Here is a 22,740-nt window from a genome sequence, read left to right on the forward strand (position 1 = left end):
TTGACGCGATCAAGTATGAAAACTAATCAAACTAACTAAATTAAGTCAAACTTGGCTAGTCATGACTAGCCCAAGTCGTGAATATAGAGAAATTACGTAAAACTGATAATTTGGCCAATCAATTTGATGCATATGCATAATTCAGGATTTTAGTTAATATTTTCTAACGCAGCAAACATCAATAACCGATTTTGCAATACTATAATTAATTTTCTGAAGGTGAAAAGTTGCATCACATAGCTAAAAAAATCATTGGTTTGACTTTACTGCTTGGTTTACTATTTAGTGCCAGCAGTTTAGCAATGCCACGAACCGCGTACGCGCAACAAGAAACTATCACCGTCACTGCTAGCACAGTTAACGTGCGCATGGGCCCGGGACTTGCCTACAATACAATGGCCCAATTAAAGAAAGGCGATAAAATAACGGTGATCGCACATAAGAACAGTTGGTATCAAGTTCGTTTAGGCAGCGATAAAATTGGCTGGGTCGCTAGTTGGCTGCTTAAAAATACTGAAATCAGTTCCGCCACCAATACCCAAGGAACTATTAATACCGCCAACGTAGCTGCCAAAGAAAATCCAGCTGACGACAGCGATACCTTAGGCACTTTTCAACAAAATACGGCGGTCACCATTATTTACGAAAATTCTGGCTGGAGCCAAGTGCTCTTTAACCAAACAGTTGCTTGGATCAAAAGCGCCTATATTACCAAAAAAGACGCTAGCACGACTCAGCAAAATACCCAATTAACCGTTGATTCAACGATCAAAAGTTTGACCTTGCACGAAGATAACGTTAAATTACGGACGACGCCTAATATTGGTGGTCACATCAAAGCCACTCTGAAAAATAAAGCCCAGTTAACTTATTTGGCGACTTCTGATGATTGGTACAAGGTACAAACAAAAGACGGTAAGACCGGCTACGTCGCTAACTGGACAGTCACCCCTTCAGCTTCAAACAAACCAGTTACGACCAATGCCAACAACCTGGCTGAAGCGACCATTGTCTTAGATCCAGGCCACGGCGGCAATGATTCCGGCGCCGTATCCCAAAAGAATACGTACGAAAAAACGTATACTATGCAATTCGTTAAAAAAATTGCCGCAAAACTACGTCAAGCTGGTGCTCGCGTCGTCTTAACTAGAAAAACAGATAAGTTCGTTGACTTAGCACCACGGCCAGCATTAGCCAAAAAAGTCCACGCCGACGCCTTTATCAGTATCCACTTTGACTCAAGCCCTAAAAGTAATCAAGCCAGCGGAACGACTACCTATTACTATGGTAAAAGTAAGGATAAGCCCTTAGCAACTGCTTTAAATAAGCAATTCAGCAGTCTACCATTAGCAAATCGTGGTGTTGAATTTGGTAATTTCTTAGTACTACGTGACAATAAACAACCCGCCGTTTTATTGGAATTAGGCTACATTAATGACAGTAATGATTATCAGCAAATTCGCTCCACCAGCTATCAGGACAAAGTTGCTAACGATATTTATAAAGGTTTAAGTCAGTATTTTAAATAATTTGAAGCAGCGCGTGCCATAAGCGGTTGAAACTATAATGTTCGGCAATAAAAACGAGACTACGACATAAGTGAAGCGGTTCTTTCTAAAGTTTTGCTGTAAGCAGGCAACGGTTGAACGTTCAATTATTGGTTATTTAAATGGCAAATTTAGTGATGATCAGAATATGAAAACACCGGCAAAACAGCCTTTCAACTGTTTTGCCGGTGTTTTGAGCTTAGATATTCTAGTTTTACAACTGCGAGTCTCTAACAATTGGCGATTAGTCCTAATTGAACTAGCTAAAACGGTTCATCTAACCCATGAAATAGTGTTCTAACATTGTCAAGGTAAAATGGAGGCGCTGGCGTATCACTGTCGCTCGTTCTTAACAACTGAATTAACAAGTATCAGATACTAGCACTTCTTTGCTAAACAGAGCTTGCTTCCCGTTGTCGATTGGACTATTGCCGAAGTACGGCAAGTCCAAGTCGCAGCTGTGTCGATGGTACTTGGTGACCGAACTGTGGTCGCTTAGTACCATGCGCGATTGGCAAGATCCATTTTCTTTTCCGATTGGGCTTAATTGGAAAGAAAATTAGCTTGCCAACGCGCCACTGTCGCTCGTTTCTAACAACTAAATTAACAAGTATCAGAACTAGTACTTAACCGCTAAACAGAACTTGCTTCCCGTTGTCGATTGAACTATGGCAAAAATCGCCAAGTTCAAGTCGCACGCGTTCCATACGCCAGCGCCGAAATGGTACCAGACTAACTCTGCCTACACGTCAATATGATAACCATACTTCAGAAAGAACCAGTAAAATTATGTCGTAGTCGCGTTTTTCGTTTAAATAAATTAATTGATATAAAAAAATCTGTATAGCCCGGCAACTGCCCGCAGCTTACAGATTTTGATCAAAAAACCAAGGCTAATCCCATGATTGAGATCAACCCAACTATGACGGTAACTAACATTGACTTAGTTTTAGCTGCCACAAGGAAAACTAAAATCGTCGAACAAATTTCGCTTAAATTTTTAGCGTTATAAGTATACTGCGAGGTGACAAACACATCCTTAGCAATCAAGGCCGTGAAAAGTGCCACCGGAATATATTTCATCCATTCATCAAACCACGCGGGAATCTTACGCTTTGAAAAATAAAGCAAGGGAATGACCCGGGGAATAAAAGCGACCAGGGCCGCCAATACAATTAAAATGAGATAATCTAGGTTACTCATGGTCGTCGGTCGTCTCCTTTGGCAATTCTTTAAAGCTTTCATGACGGTGGCGTAACCTTAACGAACGTAGTAGCAGTGGGTCCGACCTGCCTTCCAGACCGTGTTCCACTAGGAAGCCAAGAAACGATGCTACCAAGGTTGCAATGACTAAGCCCATCGTACTGTTCATCGCAATGATCAGCCAAACGGATAAAACACCTGATAGTCCTGCCACCAGAATCGACAGTAAATTTTTAACCTGCATAACTAGCATGTAACCAAACAAAGCCGTCAACGTAAAATTGACTAAATTAACATCAAAATGAATTAAATTACCAATGGTTGAACCCACCATGTTACTGACCGTCCAAAATAATAAGGAAAAATGATTGACCATCACCGCTTGATGACCATTCCATTTTTTATCAGTAGCGAATTTTAAATAATTGATTGCATAATTTTCATCATTCATCGAGCTGGAGAAATAAATTAAAAAAGGTAACGGTTCTTTTTTTAAAAACGGTGATAAGCTTGCGGATAGTAAGGCATAGCGCATCTCTAAGAAAAAAAGCATCAATAGAACTTGTAACATTGGCGCATGGATCGCCAACATTGATGCAATCAAGAATTGCGCACCACCAGAGAAAACCATAATTGACAATAAGCCAGTAAATAAGATATTAAATCCTGCTGAATGTAATAAGATCCCGCAGGCTAATCCAATTGGCACGTAACTTATACAAAGTGGCAAGGCAATTTTAAATACGTTGAGCCAATTTTTGTCCTCTACTTTCAAAAGTAAGCCTCCAAATCTAGCAATAAACCTTAGCGATTATAACATATTGGACCAGTAGTTTTATAGTCCTCTTTTAATCGTTGACCTGAAAATAGGGAATGATCTCTGGTAACGTTCTAATGATAATATCAGCCATCGGCGCGCTATGAAACTGATCAACATCAAAGAAACAGCCCTTAATACCTGCGTTTTGACCAGCGACAACATCTAAAGGCCGATCACCGATCATAACCGTTGTTGCTGGATCGAGCTGATGCTGTTTAACTAAATAATTTATTGCTTCTGGATCTGGTTTGCGCTTAAAATTCTGTTCACTGGTGACACATTCACCAAAAAGAGGTAAAAAGCCGCCCTCAGCCAAAAAGCGCTCTGAACCACGATCACGGTGCGTCATCAAATAATTCTGCCCACCTTGATCAATAATGGCCTGACAAGTCGCTAATGCACCAACATACGGTTGCGGATCTTGTTGCGTTTGCCGTTCAATTTCATGATACCTTGCGGAAAGTAACGTTGGTGAAATGTTTAACGTTTGCCCAAACTGTTGGATCGCTGTTTTTACTGAATCTTCCTTAATGAGGCGGTATAAACTTTGACGCTCAACTGGCAATTCATATTCAGCGGCTAACTGCTGCAACGCCTGCATAATACCTGAATATGTATCGTAAAGTGTCCCGTCAAAATCCCAAATTGCCGCTTGTAACATACACTGATCCCTTACTTTCTATTTGCCTTATGTAGAAACGGCGCACTAAGTTATCTCAGTGCACGTTTCATTTCCACGATAGCCGCACAATCATGCCACTAAAACCTATTTATTTTCAGTATCAAATAAAATAGTTACCGGGCCATCATTGACCAACGCTACCGCCATATCTGCACCAAATTGGCCAGTTGCAACCTCGATCCCAGTTGCTCGCAATTTTTGATTAAACCAATCATAGTATTGCGCCGCCTTTTCTGGCTGTCCCGCCAAGGAAAAACCTGGCCGATTACCTTTACGAGTCTGCGCGTACAACGTAAATTGCGAAACCGATAATATTTGCCCCGCAACATCGGGCAAAGCTAAATTCATTTTGCCTTGCTCATCTTCAAAAATACGTAACTTCGTAATCTTATGCACTAAATAATCTAGATCAGCTTCAGTATCTTCATCGCGCACTGCAACTAGCAAAAGATAGCCTTGATTGATCATCCCAACGACTTGTTCATTGATCGTAACACTTGCTTGCTTAACTCGCTGCAATACAACACGCATCAGCATCAACTCCTCGTTAGTTATTTATTAGTCGTTGCAATCTGACGATTATTCATTTGCCCGTTTAACACTATAAACATCTGGAATATTTTTAATACTGTCGATCAAGCGCGTTAGATGGGCTAAGTTGGTAATTGCCACAGTGACGTGGATAGTGGCCATATTATCGTGATCAACTTTCCCACTGACTGACGTTAAGTTTTTGGTTTGCGTATTTAGTTTTTGTAACACATCATTTAATAAACCAGAACGATTATAACCAAAGACTTCTAAATTAGCATCATAAGTGGTCCCTTTAGCAGCGGCATCTTCCCATTCAACTTCGATCAAACGATTAGCACCGTCAACTGCATTTTGCACATTAGGACAGTCGGCGCGATGGATCGAAACACCGCGCCCTTTAGTCACATAACCGACGATAATATCACCCGGTACTGGATTACAGCACTTGCTAAGATGAACTAACAGATTATCGACGCCTTGGATCACAACGCCACCTTCATGCTTGATTTTCAGCTTTTCAGTGGGTTCCTTTGGTTTATTTTTACTTTTCGTCACCGTATTTTCAGTTAGGACCTCACGAGCTTGTTGCTCCTGTGCTGCCTTTTCCCGTTGATGACGTGCTTTTTCAGTTAACCGATTACTTACTACTAATGGTGTCAATTCGCCATAACCAACCGCAGCTAACAGCTCATCGGCATTACTAAAGTTAAATCGATTAATGACTTGACCTAACACATCTTTATTTAAATAATCTTTTGGTAAGAAACCCATGTCCGTCAATTGCTTTTCTAGCATGTCGCGGCCTTTTTCAATATTCTCAGAGCGATCGGCTTGCTTGAAAAAGCGTTTGATTTTATTGCGTGCCTTGCTAGTGCTAACAAGGTTGATCCAATCACGGCTGGGCGAAGAGTTGGGTGAGGTTAAAATATCAACAATATCACCGTTTTTTAGCTGATAATTCAGCGGTACGATTTTACCGTTGACCTTGGCGCCCACCGTCTTGTTGCCGACCTCGGTGTGGATCGTATAGGCGAAATCTAGCGGTCCAGAGCCCTGAGAAAGCTCGTAAACATCCCCTTTAGGCGTGAAAACATAAACTCGATCCGAGAAGATATCGCCCTTGACACTTTCCATGAAATCAGCGGCATCAGAAGTTTCATCCCCTAATTCCAAAATTTCGCGGAACATATCGATTTTTTCACCGTTAGCATCGTATTGGACTTCGTCATGCTTGCCCTCTTTATAGGCCCAATGTGCGGCGACACCAAATTCAGCGACTTGATGCATTTCTTCAGTCCGAATCTGAATTTCTAATGGTTGTCCTTTGGGCCCAATAACAGTGGTATGCAATGATTGATACATATTGGCTTTAGGCATGGCAATATAGTCCTTAAATCGGCCAGGCATTGGCTTCCATTTCGTATGGATTGCCCCTAAAACGGCGTAACAATCCTTAATGTTATCAACGATCACCCGAATTGCCAGTAAATCATAAATTTCATCAAACTGCTTATGCTTATCGCGCATTTTTTTGTAAATTGAATAGATATGTTTCGGCCGACCATAAATTTCGTATTTAATATTAAAATCAGTCATTGAAACTTTGATTTGTCTGATTGCTTCGTCAATGTAGGCTTGGCGTTGTGCGCGCTTCGAATTCATTAAATGAACGATCCGGTAATATTGCTGCGGATTTAGGTAGCGCAATGCCGTGTCTTCTAATTCCCACTTGAATTGACTGATCCCTAAACGATCAGCTAATGGCGCATAGATCTCTAAGGTTTCGTTAGCGATCCGCCGCTGTTTTTCTGGGCGTAAATGCTTTAAAGTCCGCATATTATGTAGTCGGTCAGCTAACTTGACCATGACTACGCGTAAATCTTTTGCCATCGCTAAAATCATTTTACGGTGATTTTCAGCTAATTCATCCTTATGCGCCACGTACTTAATTTTGCTTAACTTAGTGACACCGTCAACAATAACCGCCACATCTTGACCAAATAACTCTTGAATATCCCCAAGTGTAATATTGGTGTCTTCAACTACATCGTGCAAAAATCCTGAAGCCACCGTTGCTGGTTCCATTTTCAATTCCGCCAAAATGGCCGCTACCTGAATCGGATGAACGATATAGGGTTCGCCGGATTGGCGGAACTGCTCATTATGCACGTAAGTCGCAAAATCGAGTGCTTTTTTGACGAACGCCACGTGATTGTCATTCATATAAGTTTCAACTAACTTAATACTTTCGTTAGCGGTGTAAACTTTATTTTCAGCCATAAACCCCACATCCTTATCTACTTTAATACAAAAACAGCACGGTAGGCATCGTTGCGTACGTGCTTCATCATGAGCGATCAGCCCTGGCAGTAAGGTTTAAGTCTCTAATTTGCTACCTACCAAACTCACTTTAAATTATACCTGAGGTCACCTATTTTGCAACTGACAAAACCGATTTGCGCATGCTGTAGGCTAAATAACTTAAAATAAGGTAAGTTCCAGCAAACCAATAACCATAACGTCCATACATTAAGAAAATAATTGCGGCAAATAATAATGGAAAAATCAGTAACCACCAAATAGCAAAATGCCGATTTGCTAAATAAATTCCTAAGGCAATGGCCACCAACATATTGACCGCAATAAACAAAACAGCGATGCGGATGACTTTAGCCACTGCTAACCAATGAAATGCTAACGGCAATAACCAAGTCACGATCAGGCTAAATAAAATGATCTGAACGATTGGGTATTTAATGAATTGTTTGATTTTTGTCAAAATTAAACCTCCGTATTTTAGAAAATATTACAAAAGTCGCCTTTTGCTATACAACAGAAATCACTTCAACGTAATTCCCATAACGTCGATAACGCGCTTAATAAATATAGAGGTGCGGTCTCCGCTCGTAAAATTCGGGGGCCTAGACCAGCTGGAACAAAATTAGCTGCCGTTAATTGTGCAACTTCAGTTGGTGCTAAGCCACCTTCTGGGCCAAACACAGCGATCAACGTTTGCCCATCCTGCATTTGCTGCGCTGTCGCCACTAATGCAGCCGTTTCACCTTGTTTAGCTGACTCTTCGTAAGCCACCACCCCGTGATCCTTCGCAACTTGGGTCAACTCAGTTATCCCAGGAATAATGGCCACTGTTGGCAGCTGTGCCCGGTGCGATTGGCGGGCCGCCTCTAAGGCGATCTTCTGTAACCGCGCTAATTTTTTAGCCTGCCGCTGTGGTTCCCATTTGGCGATACCATATTGACTGGAGAAGAAAATAAAGCCACTAGCACCTAATTCCGTTCCTTTTTGAACGATCCAATCCGCTTTGTCCTTTTTGGCAATACTGCAAGCAATGATCACTTGGTTGGGTAATTCAGGATCAGGTAATGCTACGGCCCCCAAACGCACGCGAACACTATCGGGTTGCGTGCTCTCTATTGTACTACGATAAGCATGATGCTGTGCTGTCACCAGTTCAATCTGATCCCCGACTTGAGCACGCATCACCCGTTGGATATGGTGGGCCGTTTCGCCAGTCAGCTCAACTTGCTCACCTGCCGCAACTGATTCCGCAATAAAATAACGTTGCATGCTAATCCTCCTGCCGTTGCGCGATGATGCCATACCAATCGCCTTCATTTAATACCTGAACGATAGCTAGGTCGGCTGCCGTTAAAGCCTGCTTAATACTGGCTAATTTATCAGCGATGATCCCCGAAAGGATCAAGTAACCATTCGCATTCAATAATGGCTGTGCCTGTGGGATCAACGGTAAAATGATCTCAGCTAAAATATTAGCCACAATAATATCGGCAGTCTGGGTAATGCCCGTCAATAAGTTATTAGCTTTAACAGTCACTTCGGCTGCAATTGGGTTTAGCGCTAAATTACTGGCTGCCGCTCGCACTGCCACATCGTCTAGATCATAGGCCGTAACCTGACCAGCGCCTAATTGCTTAGCCGCAATACTGAGCACTCCTGAGCCAGTACCCACGTCCAATAACGTTTCACCGCCACGAACGATCGTTTCCAATGCCTGCAACGCCAATCTAGTAGTGGGGTGCGTGCCGGTCCCAAATGACATCCCTGGATCTAAAATAATCAACTGTTCTGCCGATTGCTGTGGCTGATAAGCTTCCCAACTTGGTACCACCGTTAAATAGCGAGTCACTCTGACTGGATGGTAATACTTTTTCCAAGCAGTAGCCCAAGCACCTTCATCAACAGCCGTCGTGGTCACTTGATTGGCACCAATATCTAAGCCAAAATCAGTTAATTGGGTCACTCGGTGCTTGATCGTAGGTAAAATTTCTGGTAAAAAAATAGTTTCTGGATAATAGGCCGCAACTTCTGCCCCAAATTGAATATGGGCATGCTTGGTTGGATCAAACGTCTCACCAAACGGTCCAGCTGTTTCTGCCTTAAAATCAGCAGAGTCGTTGATCTGCACCCCAGTCGCGCCAGCTTCCATTAAAATATTAGCCACCGCTTCAACAGCCTCGGTAGTCGTAATTACTTTTACTTCTGTCCATTCCATTTGATCAACCGCCTCTCTACAGATACTGTTTGATTCTAATAACGCGGATAGCCTAAATAATCTGCGCTGGTAACGGTTCCTTGCTTGGCAACCTGTTGTTCAAATATAGCCGGTTGCCATTTCAAACCAAAAGTAGTTACTGTATCGTCATTTAAAAAGTCCGTCAAATCACTTAATCCATCAGCTAATAGATTGGGTAAATAAGCAAATAGACCGTCGATTGTTTGCCGTGCTAAACCACGCTTCCCCGCAAAAGGGATCAAGGCCAAATAGTCATCCGCAAAAGCAACTGGATCCAGACGCTTTTCATCATAAAATAAGATTTGATCTTGAAAATCAATTTTATTCTGTGCACTGAGTTGTCCTGCTGCATCAGTTATCGATTGCCCCGCCTTGTTCTGCGCTGTCAAATTCATGGTTAACTCAAACACATGCTCTTTTTTATCCCAATTTAATTCAAGCTGACCTTCACCAGCGTAGTCTGCGACTTGTGCCGCTAAGTAATCTAATATCGTTGTTTTCATGATTGCCACCTATAATTTTCTAGATTCATCGTTCACTTAAGCATTTTCACGACGTCAGAATTATGCGCCTCGTAAAAATACACTGGTCTGCTTTCTATAACTACTGTGTAGCTATAACGCGAAAAACTCGTCAGCTAAACCGACGAGTTTTTGCGACTTAATTAAGCTTGCTTGCCCCACAGCATAATATCCAAAGTGCCATCAGGATAATTAAAATATTCAATGCCCAGGTCCTGACTCGATTGATTGACTACTTCGTAATATTGCTTGGTATCCAAGCCTCCAGGATGAACAACTCGTGCGTAAAGGTACTTAGCCATTTCATGCTGCATTGCTTTTTCGATTGGTTGTGGTGCTGTGAAAATGAAAGTCGTATACAGCATTTCTTTGGTCGTATAATCAAAACTAACCTGATCGATCGGCAAACCACCAAAATTAGGTTCTTTTTGTAGATCATCTACAAAGGTATGCACTTGTTCTGCTGTAAATTCTTTTGTATAAAACAAAACATGCCAAGTTTGTTTAATTGCCACACGAATCCTCCTCTACTTCACAATAATGTGAACACGCTTTGTTCTTAAAATACCTAATGTTCCGGACGACAACTATTCAACTGCTACATCACAAATAAGGTTGCTAATTATCTGTCTGAGTATTTTTGTTTTAATTAATCGTTAACGTCTAACATTGTGCCACAAATTTTACTGTTTTAATTATGCCATATTCAGTATGCTGATACCAGTCCTACAACCATTCAGTAATGGTAGCTTCTTTTTAGACTTCATTTCAACGGCTAATTTTAAACTTAATAGGTCAGCATTTCTTCAGCTTTCGTGACGACTAGGCGTTCTGCGGTGATTCCAGTGATGACCACCTCATCACCTAATTCTACCGGCGTTACCGCAACGAAATGGTAAAAAATACCGTAAAAACTAACTGTTCCTTGATAATTTATTTGATCAATAATAAAATGTCGTCCCAATAATCGTGTGTCCAATGATTGACCCATCACTAAAACTCCCAACCATTTTATTTGTTTTTATTGTAGCATTTTTATCTATCGCGTTGCATGTATTCTTTGGTCGTAAAAAACTTTTATAATTTCAGCACCTCTACCATATACTACAGATTGTACTAACACTTTTATACAGATTCATGGTAATATTTATGCAAGCGCATACAAAAAATAAGAGGTGATCATTTTGAGTACAATTGGTAATTATGCCGAAAATGACATTCGTAAAAATAATCCAATTTTTTCGCAAATTCGTACTACCGTTGAATCAGCTTTTTATGGTAACAATATGCTTGCTGTCGATGATGTTGCCACCGCTTATAAACTAGCAAAAATAGCTCCAGAAACCACGGTGACCGATCTGCCGATCAGTCACGCTGATGAACTTGGCCTACCTGCCGATGCAGTTATGTTGGTCAATAATCACGGTCGGGTTATTGGCCGAACGGCGGCAGCGCGACGCCGAATTGGCGATCCTGGTATTGATCAAGCTAAATTTTCTGGTATTTTACGCGATGCTATTTTCGCCGGCACCCAGCAGCAATTTTACAAAACTCAGGTTGTAGTCGGTTTAGATGAAGATTTTATGGTCACCGCCCATTTAGCAGTTCCTAAGGGCTACGAAAATAATTTACTCTCCTATATGTTGAATTTCCAGCCACTCAATCAAACCTACCAAGCGCGCTATCAAAAATCAAAGCCTTACCCAGAAGGCGATATCTTTATTTACGCTGATCCTAATTTTCATCATCCGGATTTTCCAGATGGTCTCGCCTTGTTTGATGCGCAACATAATGTAGCTGCGATTTTAGGGATGCGCTATTTTGGCGAGCTCAAGAAATCAACTTTAACTTTAGCTTGGGCAACGGCTCACCGTCACGGCTATGTAGCTTGTCACGGTGGCGAAAAAGCTTTTCACTTTGCTGATCGACCGGATCAAGTTTTTGCTATGTTCGGCCTTTCTGGTTCTGGCAAGTCGACCTTAACTCACGCCAAACACGGCGGCCGCTTTAAGACAACGGTTTTGCATGACGATGCTTTTGTGATCTCCCGAGAAAACGGCAGCTCGGTTGCGTTAGAACCTGCCTATTTCGACAAAACTAATGACTATCCGTCCGGAACTGATGAGACCAAGCATTTCATAACGTTGATGAACGTCGGTGTTACCCTTGATCAAGCAGGCAAAAAAGTTTTGGTCACTGAGGATCTGCGTAATGGTAATGGGCGAACAATTAAATCACGATATGCTTCTACCAATCGAGTCGATAAAGAAGCCGCGCCGATCAACGCCATTTTTTGGATCATGAAGGATGATAGCCTACCGCCAGTAGTTCACATCACTGACCCGACACTGGCAGCGACATTTGGCGCGACACTGGCTACCAAGCGTTCTTCCGCCGAGAACCTAGTTGGCAACGTTGATCGTAATGCGTTAGTGATCGAACCCTTTGCTGATCCGTTCCGTGCTTATCCTTTAGCCGAAGATTATGCTGATTTCAAGAGTTTATTTGCTAACCAACAAGCCGCTTGTTACATCCTGAATACAGGTTACTATAACGGCAAAAAAATTCCCAAAGAAACAACCCTTGGAATCCTGGAAGCTATTGTTGAACAAAAAATTAATTGGCAGGCTTTCGGACCGCTGGAACATTTAAGCTACGCTGTGCTACCAGATTACAAATTCGGTTAGATTGGATCACACGTTATGGCGAAAATCATCCACAAGCCCCATTACCAGAAGAAATCAGTCAAAACTTAGCTCATTTAATTGCTGAATTAAAAAATTAAGGTTGGAATCTGTAGCAAAAAGGTCATGACGGTCAAAGTCATGGCTTTTTTATATTATCTACACCTAAAAGATAACAGAATATTTATTCTTTTAAAATTTAATTGATTATTTTTAAAAGAATATATAATCTTAATTTATTTTTATTACCTGTTTAAAGGTATTTATTAGAGGATAGTATAATTTAATTCAATTTTATATAACACTGAAATTGAACAAACTAAAAGCCGACAACATTTTATATTGTCGGCTTTTAGTTGACATAATTTTGATTATGTTAATTATTCATTTCCAGTTAACTTTTTAGCGTCACCCATTTTATAGCCAGAATTTTTGGTTAGCTTAAAGGTTTTTTTAAGCCCATTACTAACGTATACTTGCTTGTCTTTGGTGACGAACACCGCTTGGATATCCTTACGGTGTTTGCCATTAATGTAGGCTAAGCCGCCTTTGACGCCTTTATTGAACGCCGCATTAGACAATGCATCCCCATCAACCGACTTCGGTGAAACGATGGTCACCCCGGCTAAATTGTTCTCGTAAGGATAACCAGTCTTCATATCGAATAAATAAATGTACGTGTGGCCGTTTGCCTTTAGATACTTCTCGTAAATACCTGCTGTAACGACTGATAAGTTTTTCGCTGGTAAAGTCCCTAACGATGTCCCACGCGTGCCATAAGGGTCCTGTACGCCCACCTGCCAGGGTTTATTTTTACCTGCTGGTGAATTACCCATTACCACCACATTACCGCCAAGATCGATGATGGCGGTGTTAACACCATTCTTTCGAAAAACCTCACGAACTTGATCGGCTACATAGCCTTTAGCAATACCACCAAAATCTAAGCGCATCCCTTTTTTAGTTAAATACACAGTGTGTTTGCTGGCATCTAGCTTTACGTCGTGATAATCAACCAGCGGTAAGGCCTGATCGATCTCCGATTGCGCTGGCACACGGGCACCGGGCAAACCAATTTTCCATAAATTAGTAATTGCGCCGATCGACATGTCAAAAGCCCCAGCAGAGTTTTTACTGTAATACATCGCTTTTTCCATCAGTGGCCACATGTCCTCGCTCACCTTAACCGGCTTGATCCCCGCATTAGCGTTGATCTTGTCTAATTCAGAATGTGCTTTAGTCAGCGTTGCTTGATTTTCTGTTCGCTCAATGCGATCAAAGCCTTTTTTCAGCACATCTTTCTTACCTTTATTATAAATTGACAACGTACAAATCGTTCCCAGCATAAACTTGCTGCTTTTGTATGGTTCAGAAATCACCGGTGCCGCCTTCTTGGTGGTACAAGCGGTCAACACCAGTGGTAGCATTAATAAAATGATTGCCGCAATAATTGATTGCCGTTTTCGTAACATACTCAATTCTCCCCTATTTCACAATTATGTTTGGCCAGCGCTTAATTAAATAGATCAACGTTTAATCTTTATTTAGACATCAGCCGTATTCGTTGATTATTTTACTAAGCCACTCTCTAGTTTATCTAAATGAGAACGCTATTACAATAAGCCAAAGCTGAATTTATTAAATTGTCCGTTTCTTTTCTGGCGTGAATCCTTTACAATGGTGACGGAAACTAATTGTGAGGTGTTTGGATTGGAACAGGCAAAGATTTTAAGTCGAATTGAAAAAGCGAAACAGCAACACAGTCTATTAGAAATTTACGTCAAAAAACAAACTGGCGAATTTGAAGTTGGTTATCCACTAATTAGCGATCATCGTTGGCTAGTATTGGCCACACTTAATGCACAAGGTCAATTTGCTGGCTTCACATTATTCGCGCTCAAACGGATCAAACGTGTCCGTAACGCAACCCCATATCTTAAAATTATAACAACCTATCAGGCTTATCAAGAAGAACATGACCAATATGATCCTTTCAAACTCAGCCAAAAAACAGCTAGTATTGAGCAATGGCCCAAGAACTTTTTACCTAAACTATTTACTACATTAACTAAGGAACGCGCCTATATTTCCATAGCTGGTCGTTTTGACATTGCGCCAGTTGACCAAATTGTTGCTGCTACGGCTCATCATTTCACCTGTCTACCATTCGACCCATTGACCTATCAACATGGCGAACCAGTGATCCTAGCCTATAAGGATATCTCCTTCTTACAATTTTGGGATAGTGCCGATCTGTTATACCAGCAAACCAACGAAATATTAAATGAAAAAATATAAAAACAAGGTACGAATACACAAATAATTGTGTCCGTACCTTGTTTTTATTAGTAACTATTTAGTGCTCAAACTTTTTTAACTTGTTGTGGTAAGACCTTTCGCGATAACCATGGTAGTAAGCGTTCGTACGCGATTAGGAAGACCGCGCTGACCAGCACGCCCTTAATTAAGTTAAATGGCACTACCGTTGTTGCTACTAGATTTAACGTGGTGGCATTGATTTGAATACCAGAGAATTTCATATATATTGGTAATAATACGAAGATGTTAGCTAAACTCATGAACACAGTCAAAGATAGTGTCCCCGTGATGAAGCCGGCAAACATATTCTTTCGTTGAACTTTAGCGCTATGATCACGTTTGAAAAAGTAATATACCGGTAAAGTGAAGCACATCGTTGCCAGGAAATACGCGACTTCACCGATCAAGCCAGGTACCCCAGAACCACGCGTAATAAAATCAAGTAAGCTGGTAATCAGCGTTGTGAACGCACCAGCTGCCGGGCCATACAAGAACATGCTCAGAAAAATCGGCAAATTACTGAAATCAAGCTTTAGAAACGGTGCTGCCGGTAAAACCGGAAAACTAAATAACATTAATAAGTACGAGATTGCCGCTAACATTGCAATCATGACTAACTTTCTGACACCCATCTTTTCCATAATAAATCCTCCTAAAAGGATTCACCCCAGGCAATTCGGCTCATCATACGCAAAATAAAACGCTATCAAAATGTCTTTAAGCGGGCATTTTAATAGCGTTAGTCTTATTTTTAATTACGTAAAATAAGCCTATCTTCTTCTATCTAGACTTTAACTATCGGTATTGGTATTGCACCAATTCGGCCACCAGAATCTGGTGGGTTGCGGACTATCACCGCCGGTCGGGAATTACACCCTGCCCTGAAGACGAACCTTTATTAAATTTTTTAACACACTTAGCTTAGCATGGAAGCGCAATAATTACAACTAGTTTGTTGTCGGTGATTTATAAAGCGTACTTTCTAAATTTTTAGATTGCCTAAATTTATTATCCTATTTGCTGTTATTTACAGCGCTTTCAGTTACAATGAAGATGATCCGATACTAATTCTGACCAAAGGAGTGGTGCCGATGAATGAAATTGTCTTTTTTAATCCTGGTGATGCAATGGCTAGTAGTCACGATTTTAACGAAGCGATGCTGAGCGCGGAAATATTTCACCGTGATCAAAAACAACATGAACTAATGATCGTTAAGGAAGTTAATGGTGAAACCTACGCTATTTTTAACGCCGCCGATGCTCATACCGATGACACTACAGCCAATCGTTATCAAGTTTCTAAACGATTACCTAAATAAACAGCCATCCTAATGGATGACTGTTTATTTTTATTGCTGGTCGATCACCACTTGCATATCCGCCGGTAACGGACTGTTGAACTGTAATCGCTGCTGCGTAAATGGATCGTAAAATCCTAACTGATAGGCGTGCAGTGCTTGCCGCGTAATACCTAAATCAAGTGGTCCTGCGTACAGTTCATCACCCAGTAAGGGATGTCCTTGTGCCGCAAAATGCACCCGAATTTGATGAGTACGGCCCGTATACAGCTTAACTTCTACTAGGGTGGCCCGTGCTAACTGCTTGCGTTGCCAATACTCCGTTTTAGCTTTCTTACCATCAACTAGTACACGACGCCGAATTTCAGTTCCCCGGCGGCCGATTGGCTGGGTAAATAGGCCATGTGCTGTATCTAGCTGACCGGCAACAATTGCATAATAACGTTTATCTAATGAATGATCGTCTAATTGCCGAGCAATAAGACTGTGAGCAAAATGATGGCGCGCCACTAAAACCAAACCACTGGTAAAACGGTCTAAACGAGTGACAATATGGGGCACCGTGGTCAAGCTATTTTGCCGGATCAACCAGCCTTGCACTCGATTTAATAATGTATCACTTTGGTTGGTTGGTCCGGGAATACTAGATAGTCCCGCCGGTTTATCGACTACCAACCAGTTATCATCAGCATAAATAACCTTAAGTGATCGTGTACTGGCAATAACCTGCTGCATCCTTTTTTCTGGTGGCAAACTAATTGTGACCCGATCATTTTGATGTAGACGTACTCCCGTTGAAGCAGCTAATTGACCGTTGATCAAAATTTTCCCCTGCCCAGTCACCTGCTTAAATAAGCGGCCACTAACACCGTGATTTTGTAAAAAATAACGCACTTTTTCTTCCTTATCATCAATTTTGACCCAACTAAATTCCATTTATTTTGATCGCCTACTTCCTAATTAGATGCTGCTAAATTATAATCTCATGTCGCTGGCAATAATTTAATTATATCTAAAATCATCAGCCAGCACTATATTCTTCTATAATTAGAATTAGTTCTATCAATCTTAATCAATTTTAAGTATAATGAACACAATTTATAATAAAGGTGAGTGAGCTAGATGGCAAATGAATTTCCCCAAGCAATGACAATTGCTGGTTCTGATAGTGATGGTAGTGCTGGTATGGAAGCAGATCTGCATACCTTTTTTGTCCGTAAAGTTTATGGTATGGCCGCAGTGACCACTTGTGTTGCTGGTAATTCTTACGGTATCCATGCCAGTTTTACGTTACCAACGGATTTTATCGATCAAGAATTCGCTGACATCGCTGCTGACTTTAAAGTACGTGCCTGCAAAACTGGAATGTTAGCCGATAGTACCTTGATTAAAAATGTGGTCAAAAATTATCAACAATATGATTTTGGTCCCTTAGTGGTTGATCCCGTAATTATGACTAAACATGGTGCCCAGTTACTGGAAGAAAGTGCTTTTGCCACCTTACGCGAAGAATTGTTGCCACTAGCAACCGTCGTCACGCCTAATTTTTTTGAAGCCGAAAAATTGACTGAAATGACCATTACAACTGATGCTGATATGGAAACGGCTGCCGCAAAGCTACAAACGTTAGGTGCTAAAAACATTATTATCAAGGGACGCCATCACGACAATACCCAGACTGAAGTTCGCGATTTTGTTCTATTAGAGTCAGGCAAGTCTTTCTGGTTAACTGAACCTTATATTAACACTGATCGCGTTAACGGTACCGGTGATTCCCTATCCGCTTGTATTACTGCCGAGATTGCCAAAGGCGCAACTGTCGAAGCTGCGATCCGCACCGCTAAAAAGTTCGTTAACGTTGCGATCGCCAACCAAATTCAAGTTGGCCATAAATTTGGCCCGATCAATCATTGGGCTTACCAAGACTAGGTTATATGGCAAAACTATTTCGCTTAATATTCCTGACTAATTTAGCGTAGTAATAGCAGAAAAGCCAAGTCAGAAGCGCCTTTCTAACCTGCGAATTTTTCGCCATAAATTATTTTATTTTAAAGGCTTGCACAGTGTAAAATTATCTGCTATGATAGCTCTCAGCGAAGTACATAGCACCACTATTTTCATATTAAAGTGAGGTCTTCATTGTGTGCCATAAGTTCTGGCGTAACGTTACCATCAGCGTTATTCTATTCGTATTTATCTTACCAGTTTTAGAAATTTCCTGGCAAATTGCCCTACTAAAAGTCATTTTCACCAGTTTAGCTGGTTTAGTTCTAGTTACGAGTATTTTCTACTTTGAAGATCGTGCCGGTATGTTGACCGATCAACCTAAAAAAGAGTAAGTGTTTACGGCGTTTTGCCGGCACTTACTCTTTTTTTTGATACCCTAATGACCGCCTAATTGCTGGTAACGTTGCCAGATTTTCAGTTGTACTTTCGGCTGCGCTAATTCAATAAAATCAGTTGGCGCCACAACTCGACCAGGAAAATAGCTTAAATCAGGTTCCTGCGCCAATTCGGCATACAGTAATGTGATCAGCCATTTCTGGTGAGTAAATGTATGCGTCACCGGTCGACCACCGAGCAGCATTGGTGCAAGCTGAATTTGCGTATTGGTTAAAAATTGGTTAGTCGCTAATTTAACTAAATCTGGTAAAAGTAATTCAGACGGTTTTTCAGCTAGTTCTGACCACTTGATCAGCGGTACCGTCCATAATTCTGCCAACATCCCATTACTTGGCCGCTGCTCGAACAAATAACCAGTCGGCGTTTTGATCACTAATGCAAAATAATCCATGGCGATCGGCCGGGGCTTTTTTGACTTTACTGGATAATCTAATTCTTTACCATCTAAATAGGCCTGATTAAAGTCACGCACTGGTGAGTGCGCGCTATCTGGATTTTTCGCCGTCATGTAACTAGAACCTAGATCCATGATCGCCTGATTAAAATCACCAGGCCGCTCAGTGGCGATCACTTCTTCGATCACATCATAAAAGATCTGCCGTGTTTGTGGTTTCGCAATATCTGCATCGATTTCAAATAGGCGCGCAAAAACTCGAAACGCATTGCCATCAATTGCTGGGATCGGCTGGTTAAAGGCAATGCTAGCAATAGCGCCAGCAGTATAAGGACCAATTCCAGCCAATTTTTCTAATTCAGCAGCCGTTTGCGGCCACACCCCCTGATAATCTTCTACTACTTGTTGAGCTGCTTTTTGCATGTTACGGACTCGTGAGTAATAGCCTAACCCAGCCCATGCTCGCAGTAACTTATCCTCTGGTGCCGCCGCTAAAGCTGTCACGGTTGGAAAAGTCGTCATAAATCGCTGATAATATGGTATGACCGTTTGTACTTGAGTCTGTTGCAGCATAATTTCTGATACCCAAATGTGATATGGCTCATGATCTTGTCGCCAAGGAAGATCACGCTTTTCTTGATCATACCAAGTTAATAATGCGTCTTGAAACGCGGTGATTTTTGCTTGTGACCAATGTTGCATTAGTTTGCTCCTATTCAATATATGACGTTCATTTTATTATAGCTAGAAAGTTAAATTTACATCCGGTTTGATCTAATTTACTTGCGTGAATGTCGTTGTCGCTGAAACCGGGAAAAACTTACGACCAAAAGTGCTAGACCCGCAACCCATAGCGGCGTTAATTGCCGCGCTAATCCGAGCAATAATAAAATAACCCCGGCCAATAAAAATGAATACGTCGTTTTCGCGATCAATTTCATCTGTGTCAGCTCCCTTCAGAATACTAGCCATATTATACCACGGACAATAAAAGACGATAGAATCCGATCAACACCAATAAAAAAGATCACAACAGGTAAATCTGTTGTGATCACTTGATCTAAGTTCCTATTTAGTTGGCCACCATAATTTAACTAACGCCTGAGTCCCATCATCACCAAATCCGTGATCTTCAACTAAACGACGATATAATTCAGCAGCGGCTTTGGTCGCCGGCAAATCTAATTCTTGCTTTTTGGCTTCATCTAACGCAATTCGTAGATCCTTTAAGAAATGTTTAGCAAAAAAGCCAGCACTATAATCCTTAGCTAAAATACGCGGCGCATAATTAGTTAGGCTCCAATTAGCTGCACTTCCTGCCCCAACCGTTTCAATTACGGCAGATAAGTCTAAACCAACTTGTTTAGCGTATACCAACATTTCACTCATGCCAGTCATTGTACCGGCGATCATGATCTGATTTGCCATTTTAGCATGTTGGCCTTTGCCAGCAGCACCAAATAAATGATAACTTTGACCAATCGCCTTAAAAAGCGGCACCAATTGGTCGTAAGTTGATTCAGCGCCGCCCACCATGATCGTTAACGTACCATTTTTAGCACCAATGTCGCCACCAGAAACTGGAGCATCCAGTGCTTGAACATCGCGTGTGATCGCAGTTGCAGCGATTCGCTGCGCTAAAGTCGGCGTGCTAGTCGTCATATCAACCACGATACTGCCCGACTTTACTCCCGCAAAGACACCATCATCACCATAGTAAACCGCCTCGACATCTTGCGGATAGCCGACCATCGTGATCGTGATATCACTATTTTGTGCCACCAACCGAGGGCTGTCCGCCCAAGTTGCACCATTGGCTAAGACAGTGTCTGCATGTGCTTTAGTCCGATTATAAACTGTTACTGCAAAATTAGCCTTGAGTAAATTATTGATGATGCCCGTTCCCATTACCCCAGTACCAATAAATCCAATTTTTTGCATCTGATCACTCCTCATATTTAAGGTAAGCCCTTAGCAAAAAACACTAATCGCTTTTGATACTCCGTAGTCCATTTTTGTAGTAAAACTTGTACCGCAAAAAAACTTGGATAAATTGGACTACTTTTTTCTCACGCTGAACGCATAGCCGTTCAGTTATTCTTATTTTAACATTAAACGCTGCCATCAACTTGCAAAACCCTTAAAAAATGCTATATTTAGGTCAATCACAGAAATGAAAAAGAGGGCGATTTTTTGAAAAGAAAGTTACGTAATATTTTACAAGTTATCGAAGAACACGGCGATCGTACTGATAAGCTAGTTAGCCCCAATACGTTGCAATTGATTTTTGCGGCACAACCACAATTTGTCGATGATCTGATCATTGATACTGAAGTCTATCAGTTGCTTAAATTATACGCCCCTGATGCAGCTGTTGTTGTATCAGCACCGATCACTGAGTTACCAAAATATTTTCAAAAAATGTTCCAAAAAACGAGTAGCACTGCTGCGGCAGCTTATAAAGCACACGTTTTACCTACCAGCAGCGTAACCGTAACTGTCGAATTAACAACCGATGCCAAACATCATGATAATGGAACACTCAGCATTCAATTCTGGGATTAATTAAATAGTTAAGTTATCGTGTCTGGTAAGGCAGAGCAATAATTTTACGAACAAGGCTAGGGGCAAGACAGTTAAGTCGCGCCACCCACTGATAGCCTTGCGGTAAACGTAAAATTTGACGCCCCTGCAGTGAACTAGACACGATTTTTTTCGCTATTTTTTCTGGCGCCAATTGGATACTAGTCATTAATTTAACTAGCATACGGTTCGACTTCAAGTAAGGTAACGTGGCTTGCTTAAAGTGCCCGGTCGCCATTAAACTAGGTAAAACTGTCATTAAATTAATTTGAGTCGCTTGTAGTTCAGCTTGGCTGCCCCGGGCAAAGCCTAATAAGGCTGCCTTACTGGCGGAATGAAAAGCCGCGTATGGCAGCGCCAACTCAGCACCAGCTGAAGCAATATTGATCAAATAACTTGGGCGCTCATCCCGCTGATGGGCTTGGATAAATAATTGGCTTAATCTGAGCGGCACCAATGCATTTAATTGCAGTACCGTCTGTGCCTTAGCCAGTGATAAATCATTAACGGCGCCAAAACCAGATAGCGCCGCATTATTAACTAGAATATCGGGAACGCCACATTTAGCGACACACTGTCGCCATGCCTGCTGTCCGTTATCATCGAGCAAATCGCCGACTAAAATCGATACCGGTGCAGCCGTTAACTTAGTGGCCTGACGGGCAACCTGCTGCAAGCGTTCCCGGTTACGTCCTAGTAGCAACAGCCGCATTTGCTGGCGGGCAAATGCATAAGCTAATTGTTCACCCAAGCCGGCTGACGCACCGGTGATCATGACTAACTTTGCCATAATTGGCCTCCTCTACTCTACATTAAGGGATAATTTTTGTGTCCTATAGCGAACAGTGATATTTTTATGGTAAAGCACACACCAAAAGAATATAAATTTAAATAGCTTTAAAACCGCTTACTTTCAGTATAGCATAGTCCGCTACAACGACATAGAATGATACTTTCTATATTATTTACGCCAATAAATATTTATAATTTACTTACTTTTTATAAGTACGATACAATAACGCTAACAAATTAATTAAGGGGGCTATTCTTATCCTGAATTATGCATATCTGTTCCTAAACCTTAACGAGAATGTTGCTACACCATCGTTTTATCTTTGATTGAGAGTTTCACCAAAATGGTGTACCAAAAAAGCACCTTCCGTGTTATTGTTATAGCGACCAAACAATAACGAACAC

General features: G+C 41.4%; 24 protein-coding genes, 1 pseudogene and 1 riboswitch. Of the genes and pseudogenes, 7 read left to right on the top strand and 18 right to left on the bottom strand.

Features of this window, described 5'->3' with window-relative positions; genetic code table 11:
• Positions 1 to 227: 227 nt before the first annotated feature.
• Positions 228 to 1,529, top strand: a complete 1,302-nt coding sequence (locus EKM76_RS08585; protein WP_225417903.1) for an N-acetylmuramoyl-L-alanine amidase — start codon at positions 228 to 230, stop codon at positions 1,527 to 1,529.
• 897 nt (positions 1,530 to 2,426) lie between these two features.
• Here the strand turns inward: EKM76_RS08585 and EKM76_RS08590 are convergent.
• The 11 genes from EKM76_RS08590 to EKM76_RS08640 all read right to left on the bottom strand — a co-directional run bounded on the left by EKM76_RS08590 (position 2,427) and on the right by EKM76_RS08640 (position 10,853).
• Entirely contained in the window at positions 2,427 to 2,750 is a 324-nt protein-coding gene (locus EKM76_RS08590; protein WP_125550263.1) for an AzlD domain-containing protein, read from the bottom strand.
• Positions 2,743 to 3,525 carry an AzlC family ABC transporter permease gene (locus EKM76_RS08595; protein WP_125550264.1) on the bottom strand — a complete coding sequence of 261 codons (783 nt, stop codon included), beginning with the start codon at positions 3,523 to 3,525 and terminating at the stop codon, positions 2,743 to 2,745. The genes EKM76_RS08590 and EKM76_RS08595 overlap by 8 nt, the downstream gene beginning before the upstream one ends.
• Positions 3,526 to 3,598: 73 nt before the next feature.
• A complete protein-coding gene (locus tag EKM76_RS08600) occupies positions 3,599 to 4,231 on the bottom strand; it encodes an HAD-IA family hydrolase (RefSeq protein ID WP_125550265.1) in 633 nt (210 codons plus the stop codon).
• 105 nt (positions 4,232 to 4,336) lie between these two features.
• Positions 4,337 to 4,783 carry a D-aminoacyl-tRNA deacylase gene (gene dtd, locus EKM76_RS08605; RefSeq protein ID WP_125550266.1) on the bottom strand — a complete coding sequence of 149 codons (447 nt, stop codon included), beginning with the start codon at positions 4,781 to 4,783 and terminating at the stop codon, positions 4,337 to 4,339.
• Between the two features lie 48 nt (positions 4,784 to 4,831).
• Complete coding sequence (locus tag EKM76_RS08610) at positions 4,832 to 7,066, bottom strand: RelA/SpoT family protein (protein WP_125550267.1); 2,235 nt, start codon at positions 7,064 to 7,066, stop codon at positions 4,832 to 4,834.
• A 151-nt stretch (positions 7,067 to 7,217) separates the two neighbouring features.
• Positions 7,218 to 7,565: a hypothetical protein gene (locus EKM76_RS08615; protein ID WP_125550268.1), complete on the bottom strand. Its 348-nt coding sequence runs from the start codon at positions 7,563 to 7,565 to the stop codon at positions 7,218 to 7,220.
• Positions 7,566 to 7,630: 65 nt separating this feature from the next.
• Complete coding sequence (locus EKM76_RS08620) at positions 7,631 to 8,374, bottom strand: 16S rRNA (uracil(1498)-N(3))-methyltransferase (protein ID WP_125550269.1); 744 nt, start codon at positions 8,372 to 8,374, stop codon at positions 7,631 to 7,633.
• A 1-nt stretch (position 8,375) separates the two neighbouring features.
• The gene (prmA, locus tag EKM76_RS08625; protein ID WP_125550270.1) at positions 8,376 to 9,320 is read right to left on the bottom strand and encodes a 50S ribosomal protein L11 methyltransferase; all 945 of its coding nucleotides are present in this window, start codon (positions 9,318 to 9,320) and stop codon (positions 8,376 to 8,378) included.
• 35 nt (positions 9,321 to 9,355) lie between these two features.
• Positions 9,356 to 9,844, bottom strand: coding sequence for a DUF3013 family protein (locus EKM76_RS08630; RefSeq protein ID WP_125550271.1), 489 nt, complete (start codon positions 9,842 to 9,844; stop codon positions 9,356 to 9,358).
• Positions 9,845 to 10,005: 161 nt separating this feature from the next.
• The gene (locus tag EKM76_RS08635; protein WP_125550272.1) at positions 10,006 to 10,377 is read right to left on the bottom strand and encodes a hypothetical protein; all 372 of its coding nucleotides are present in this window, start codon (positions 10,375 to 10,377) and stop codon (positions 10,006 to 10,008) included.
• Between the two features lie 272 nt (positions 10,378 to 10,649).
• Complete coding sequence (locus tag EKM76_RS08640) at positions 10,650 to 10,853, bottom strand: hypothetical protein (RefSeq protein WP_125550273.1); 204 nt, start codon at positions 10,851 to 10,853, stop codon at positions 10,650 to 10,652.
• A gap of 193 nt (positions 10,854 to 11,046) precedes the next feature.
• Between EKM76_RS08640 and EKM76_RS08645 the strand changes: the two are divergent.
• Positions 11,047 to 12,647 (top strand): annotated as a pseudogene (locus EKM76_RS08645) (phosphoenolpyruvate carboxykinase (ATP)).
• A gap of 279 nt (positions 12,648 to 12,926) precedes the next feature.
• On the opposite strand, the gene EKM76_RS08650 reads toward EKM76_RS08645, so the two are convergent.
• A complete protein-coding gene (locus EKM76_RS08650; protein ID WP_125550274.1) occupies positions 12,927 to 14,018 on the bottom strand; it encodes an FAD:protein FMN transferase in 1,092 nt (363 codons plus the stop codon).
• Between the two features lie 229 nt (positions 14,019 to 14,247).
• Here EKM76_RS08650 and EKM76_RS08655 point away from each other — a divergent pair, with 229 nt between their 5' ends.
• The gene (locus tag EKM76_RS08655) at positions 14,248 to 14,844 is read left to right on the top strand and encodes a hypothetical protein (RefSeq protein WP_225417905.1); all 597 of its coding nucleotides are present in this window, start codon (positions 14,248 to 14,250) and stop codon (positions 14,842 to 14,844) included.
• Between the two features lie 65 nt (positions 14,845 to 14,909).
• Here the strand turns inward: EKM76_RS08655 and EKM76_RS08660 are convergent, their stop codons facing one another.
• Positions 14,910 to 15,506, bottom strand: a complete 597-nt coding sequence (locus EKM76_RS08660; protein ID WP_125550276.1) for an ECF transporter S component — start codon at positions 15,504 to 15,506, stop codon at positions 14,910 to 14,912.
• A 127-nt stretch (positions 15,507 to 15,633) separates the two neighbouring features.
• Positions 15,634 to 15,758, bottom strand: a riboswitch (FMN riboswitch).
• A 198-nt stretch (positions 15,759 to 15,956) separates the two neighbouring features.
• Between EKM76_RS08660 and EKM76_RS08665 the strand changes: the two genes are divergently transcribed.
• Entirely contained in the window at positions 15,957 to 16,184 is a 228-nt protein-coding gene (locus EKM76_RS08665; protein ID WP_125550277.1) for a hypothetical protein, read from the top strand.
• A 30-nt stretch (positions 16,185 to 16,214) separates the two neighbouring features.
• On the opposite strand, the gene EKM76_RS08670 is transcribed toward EKM76_RS08665, so the two are convergent.
• Positions 16,215 to 17,099, bottom strand: coding sequence for an RluA family pseudouridine synthase (locus tag EKM76_RS08670; RefSeq protein ID WP_125550278.1), 885 nt, complete (start codon positions 17,097 to 17,099; stop codon positions 16,215 to 16,217).
• A 186-nt stretch (positions 17,100 to 17,285) separates the two neighbouring features.
• Between EKM76_RS08670 and thiD the strand changes: the two genes are divergently transcribed.
• Positions 17,286 to 18,092 (top strand): bifunctional hydroxymethylpyrimidine kinase/phosphomethylpyrimidine kinase, encoded by an 807-nt coding sequence (gene thiD / locus EKM76_RS08675; RefSeq protein ID WP_125550279.1) that lies wholly within the window; start codon positions 17,286 to 17,288, stop codon positions 18,090 to 18,092.
• A 212-nt stretch (positions 18,093 to 18,304) separates the two neighbouring features.
• On the top strand, positions 18,305 to 18,502 hold the full coding sequence (locus tag EKM76_RS08680) for a hypothetical protein (RefSeq protein ID WP_125550280.1): 198 nt from the start codon (positions 18,305 to 18,307) through the stop codon (positions 18,500 to 18,502).
• 44 nt (positions 18,503 to 18,546) lie between these two features.
• Here the strand turns inward: EKM76_RS08680 and mutY are convergent, their stop codons facing one another.
• The 3 genes from mutY to EKM76_RS08690 all read right to left on the bottom strand — a co-directional run bounded on the left by mutY (position 18,547) and on the right by EKM76_RS08690 (position 20,901).
• Positions 18,547 to 19,662 (bottom strand): A/G-specific adenine glycosylase, encoded by a 1,116-nt coding sequence (gene mutY, locus EKM76_RS08685; protein WP_125550281.1) that lies wholly within the window; start codon positions 19,660 to 19,662, stop codon positions 18,547 to 18,549.
• Positions 19,663 to 19,739: 77 nt separating this feature from the next.
• A complete protein-coding gene (locus EKM76_RS13465; RefSeq protein ID WP_164507628.1) occupies positions 19,740 to 19,901 on the bottom strand; it encodes a hypothetical protein in 162 nt (53 codons plus the stop codon).
• Between the two features lie 127 nt (positions 19,902 to 20,028).
• On the bottom strand, positions 20,029 to 20,901 hold the full coding sequence (locus tag EKM76_RS08690) for an NAD(P)-dependent oxidoreductase (RefSeq protein ID WP_125550282.1): 873 nt from the start codon (positions 20,899 to 20,901) through the stop codon (positions 20,029 to 20,031).
• A 252-nt stretch (positions 20,902 to 21,153) separates the two neighbouring features.
• On the opposite strand from EKM76_RS08690, the gene EKM76_RS08695 reads away from it, so the two are divergent.
• Entirely contained in the window at positions 21,154 to 21,525 is a 372-nt protein-coding gene (locus EKM76_RS08695; RefSeq protein ID WP_125550283.1) for a hypothetical protein, read from the top strand.
• Between the two features lie 13 nt (positions 21,526 to 21,538).
• Here the strand turns inward: EKM76_RS08695 and EKM76_RS08700 are convergent, their stop codons facing one another.
• Positions 21,539 to 22,333, bottom strand: a complete 795-nt coding sequence (locus EKM76_RS08700; RefSeq protein ID WP_125550284.1) for an SDR family NAD(P)-dependent oxidoreductase — start codon at positions 22,331 to 22,333, stop codon at positions 21,539 to 21,541.
• Between the last annotated feature and the right edge of the window lie 407 nt (positions 22,334 to 22,740).

This window comes from Loigolactobacillus zhaoyuanensis (assembly GCF_003946385.1).
GTDB lineage: Bacteria > Bacillota > Bacilli > Lactobacillales > Lactobacillaceae > Loigolactobacillus > Loigolactobacillus zhaoyuanensis.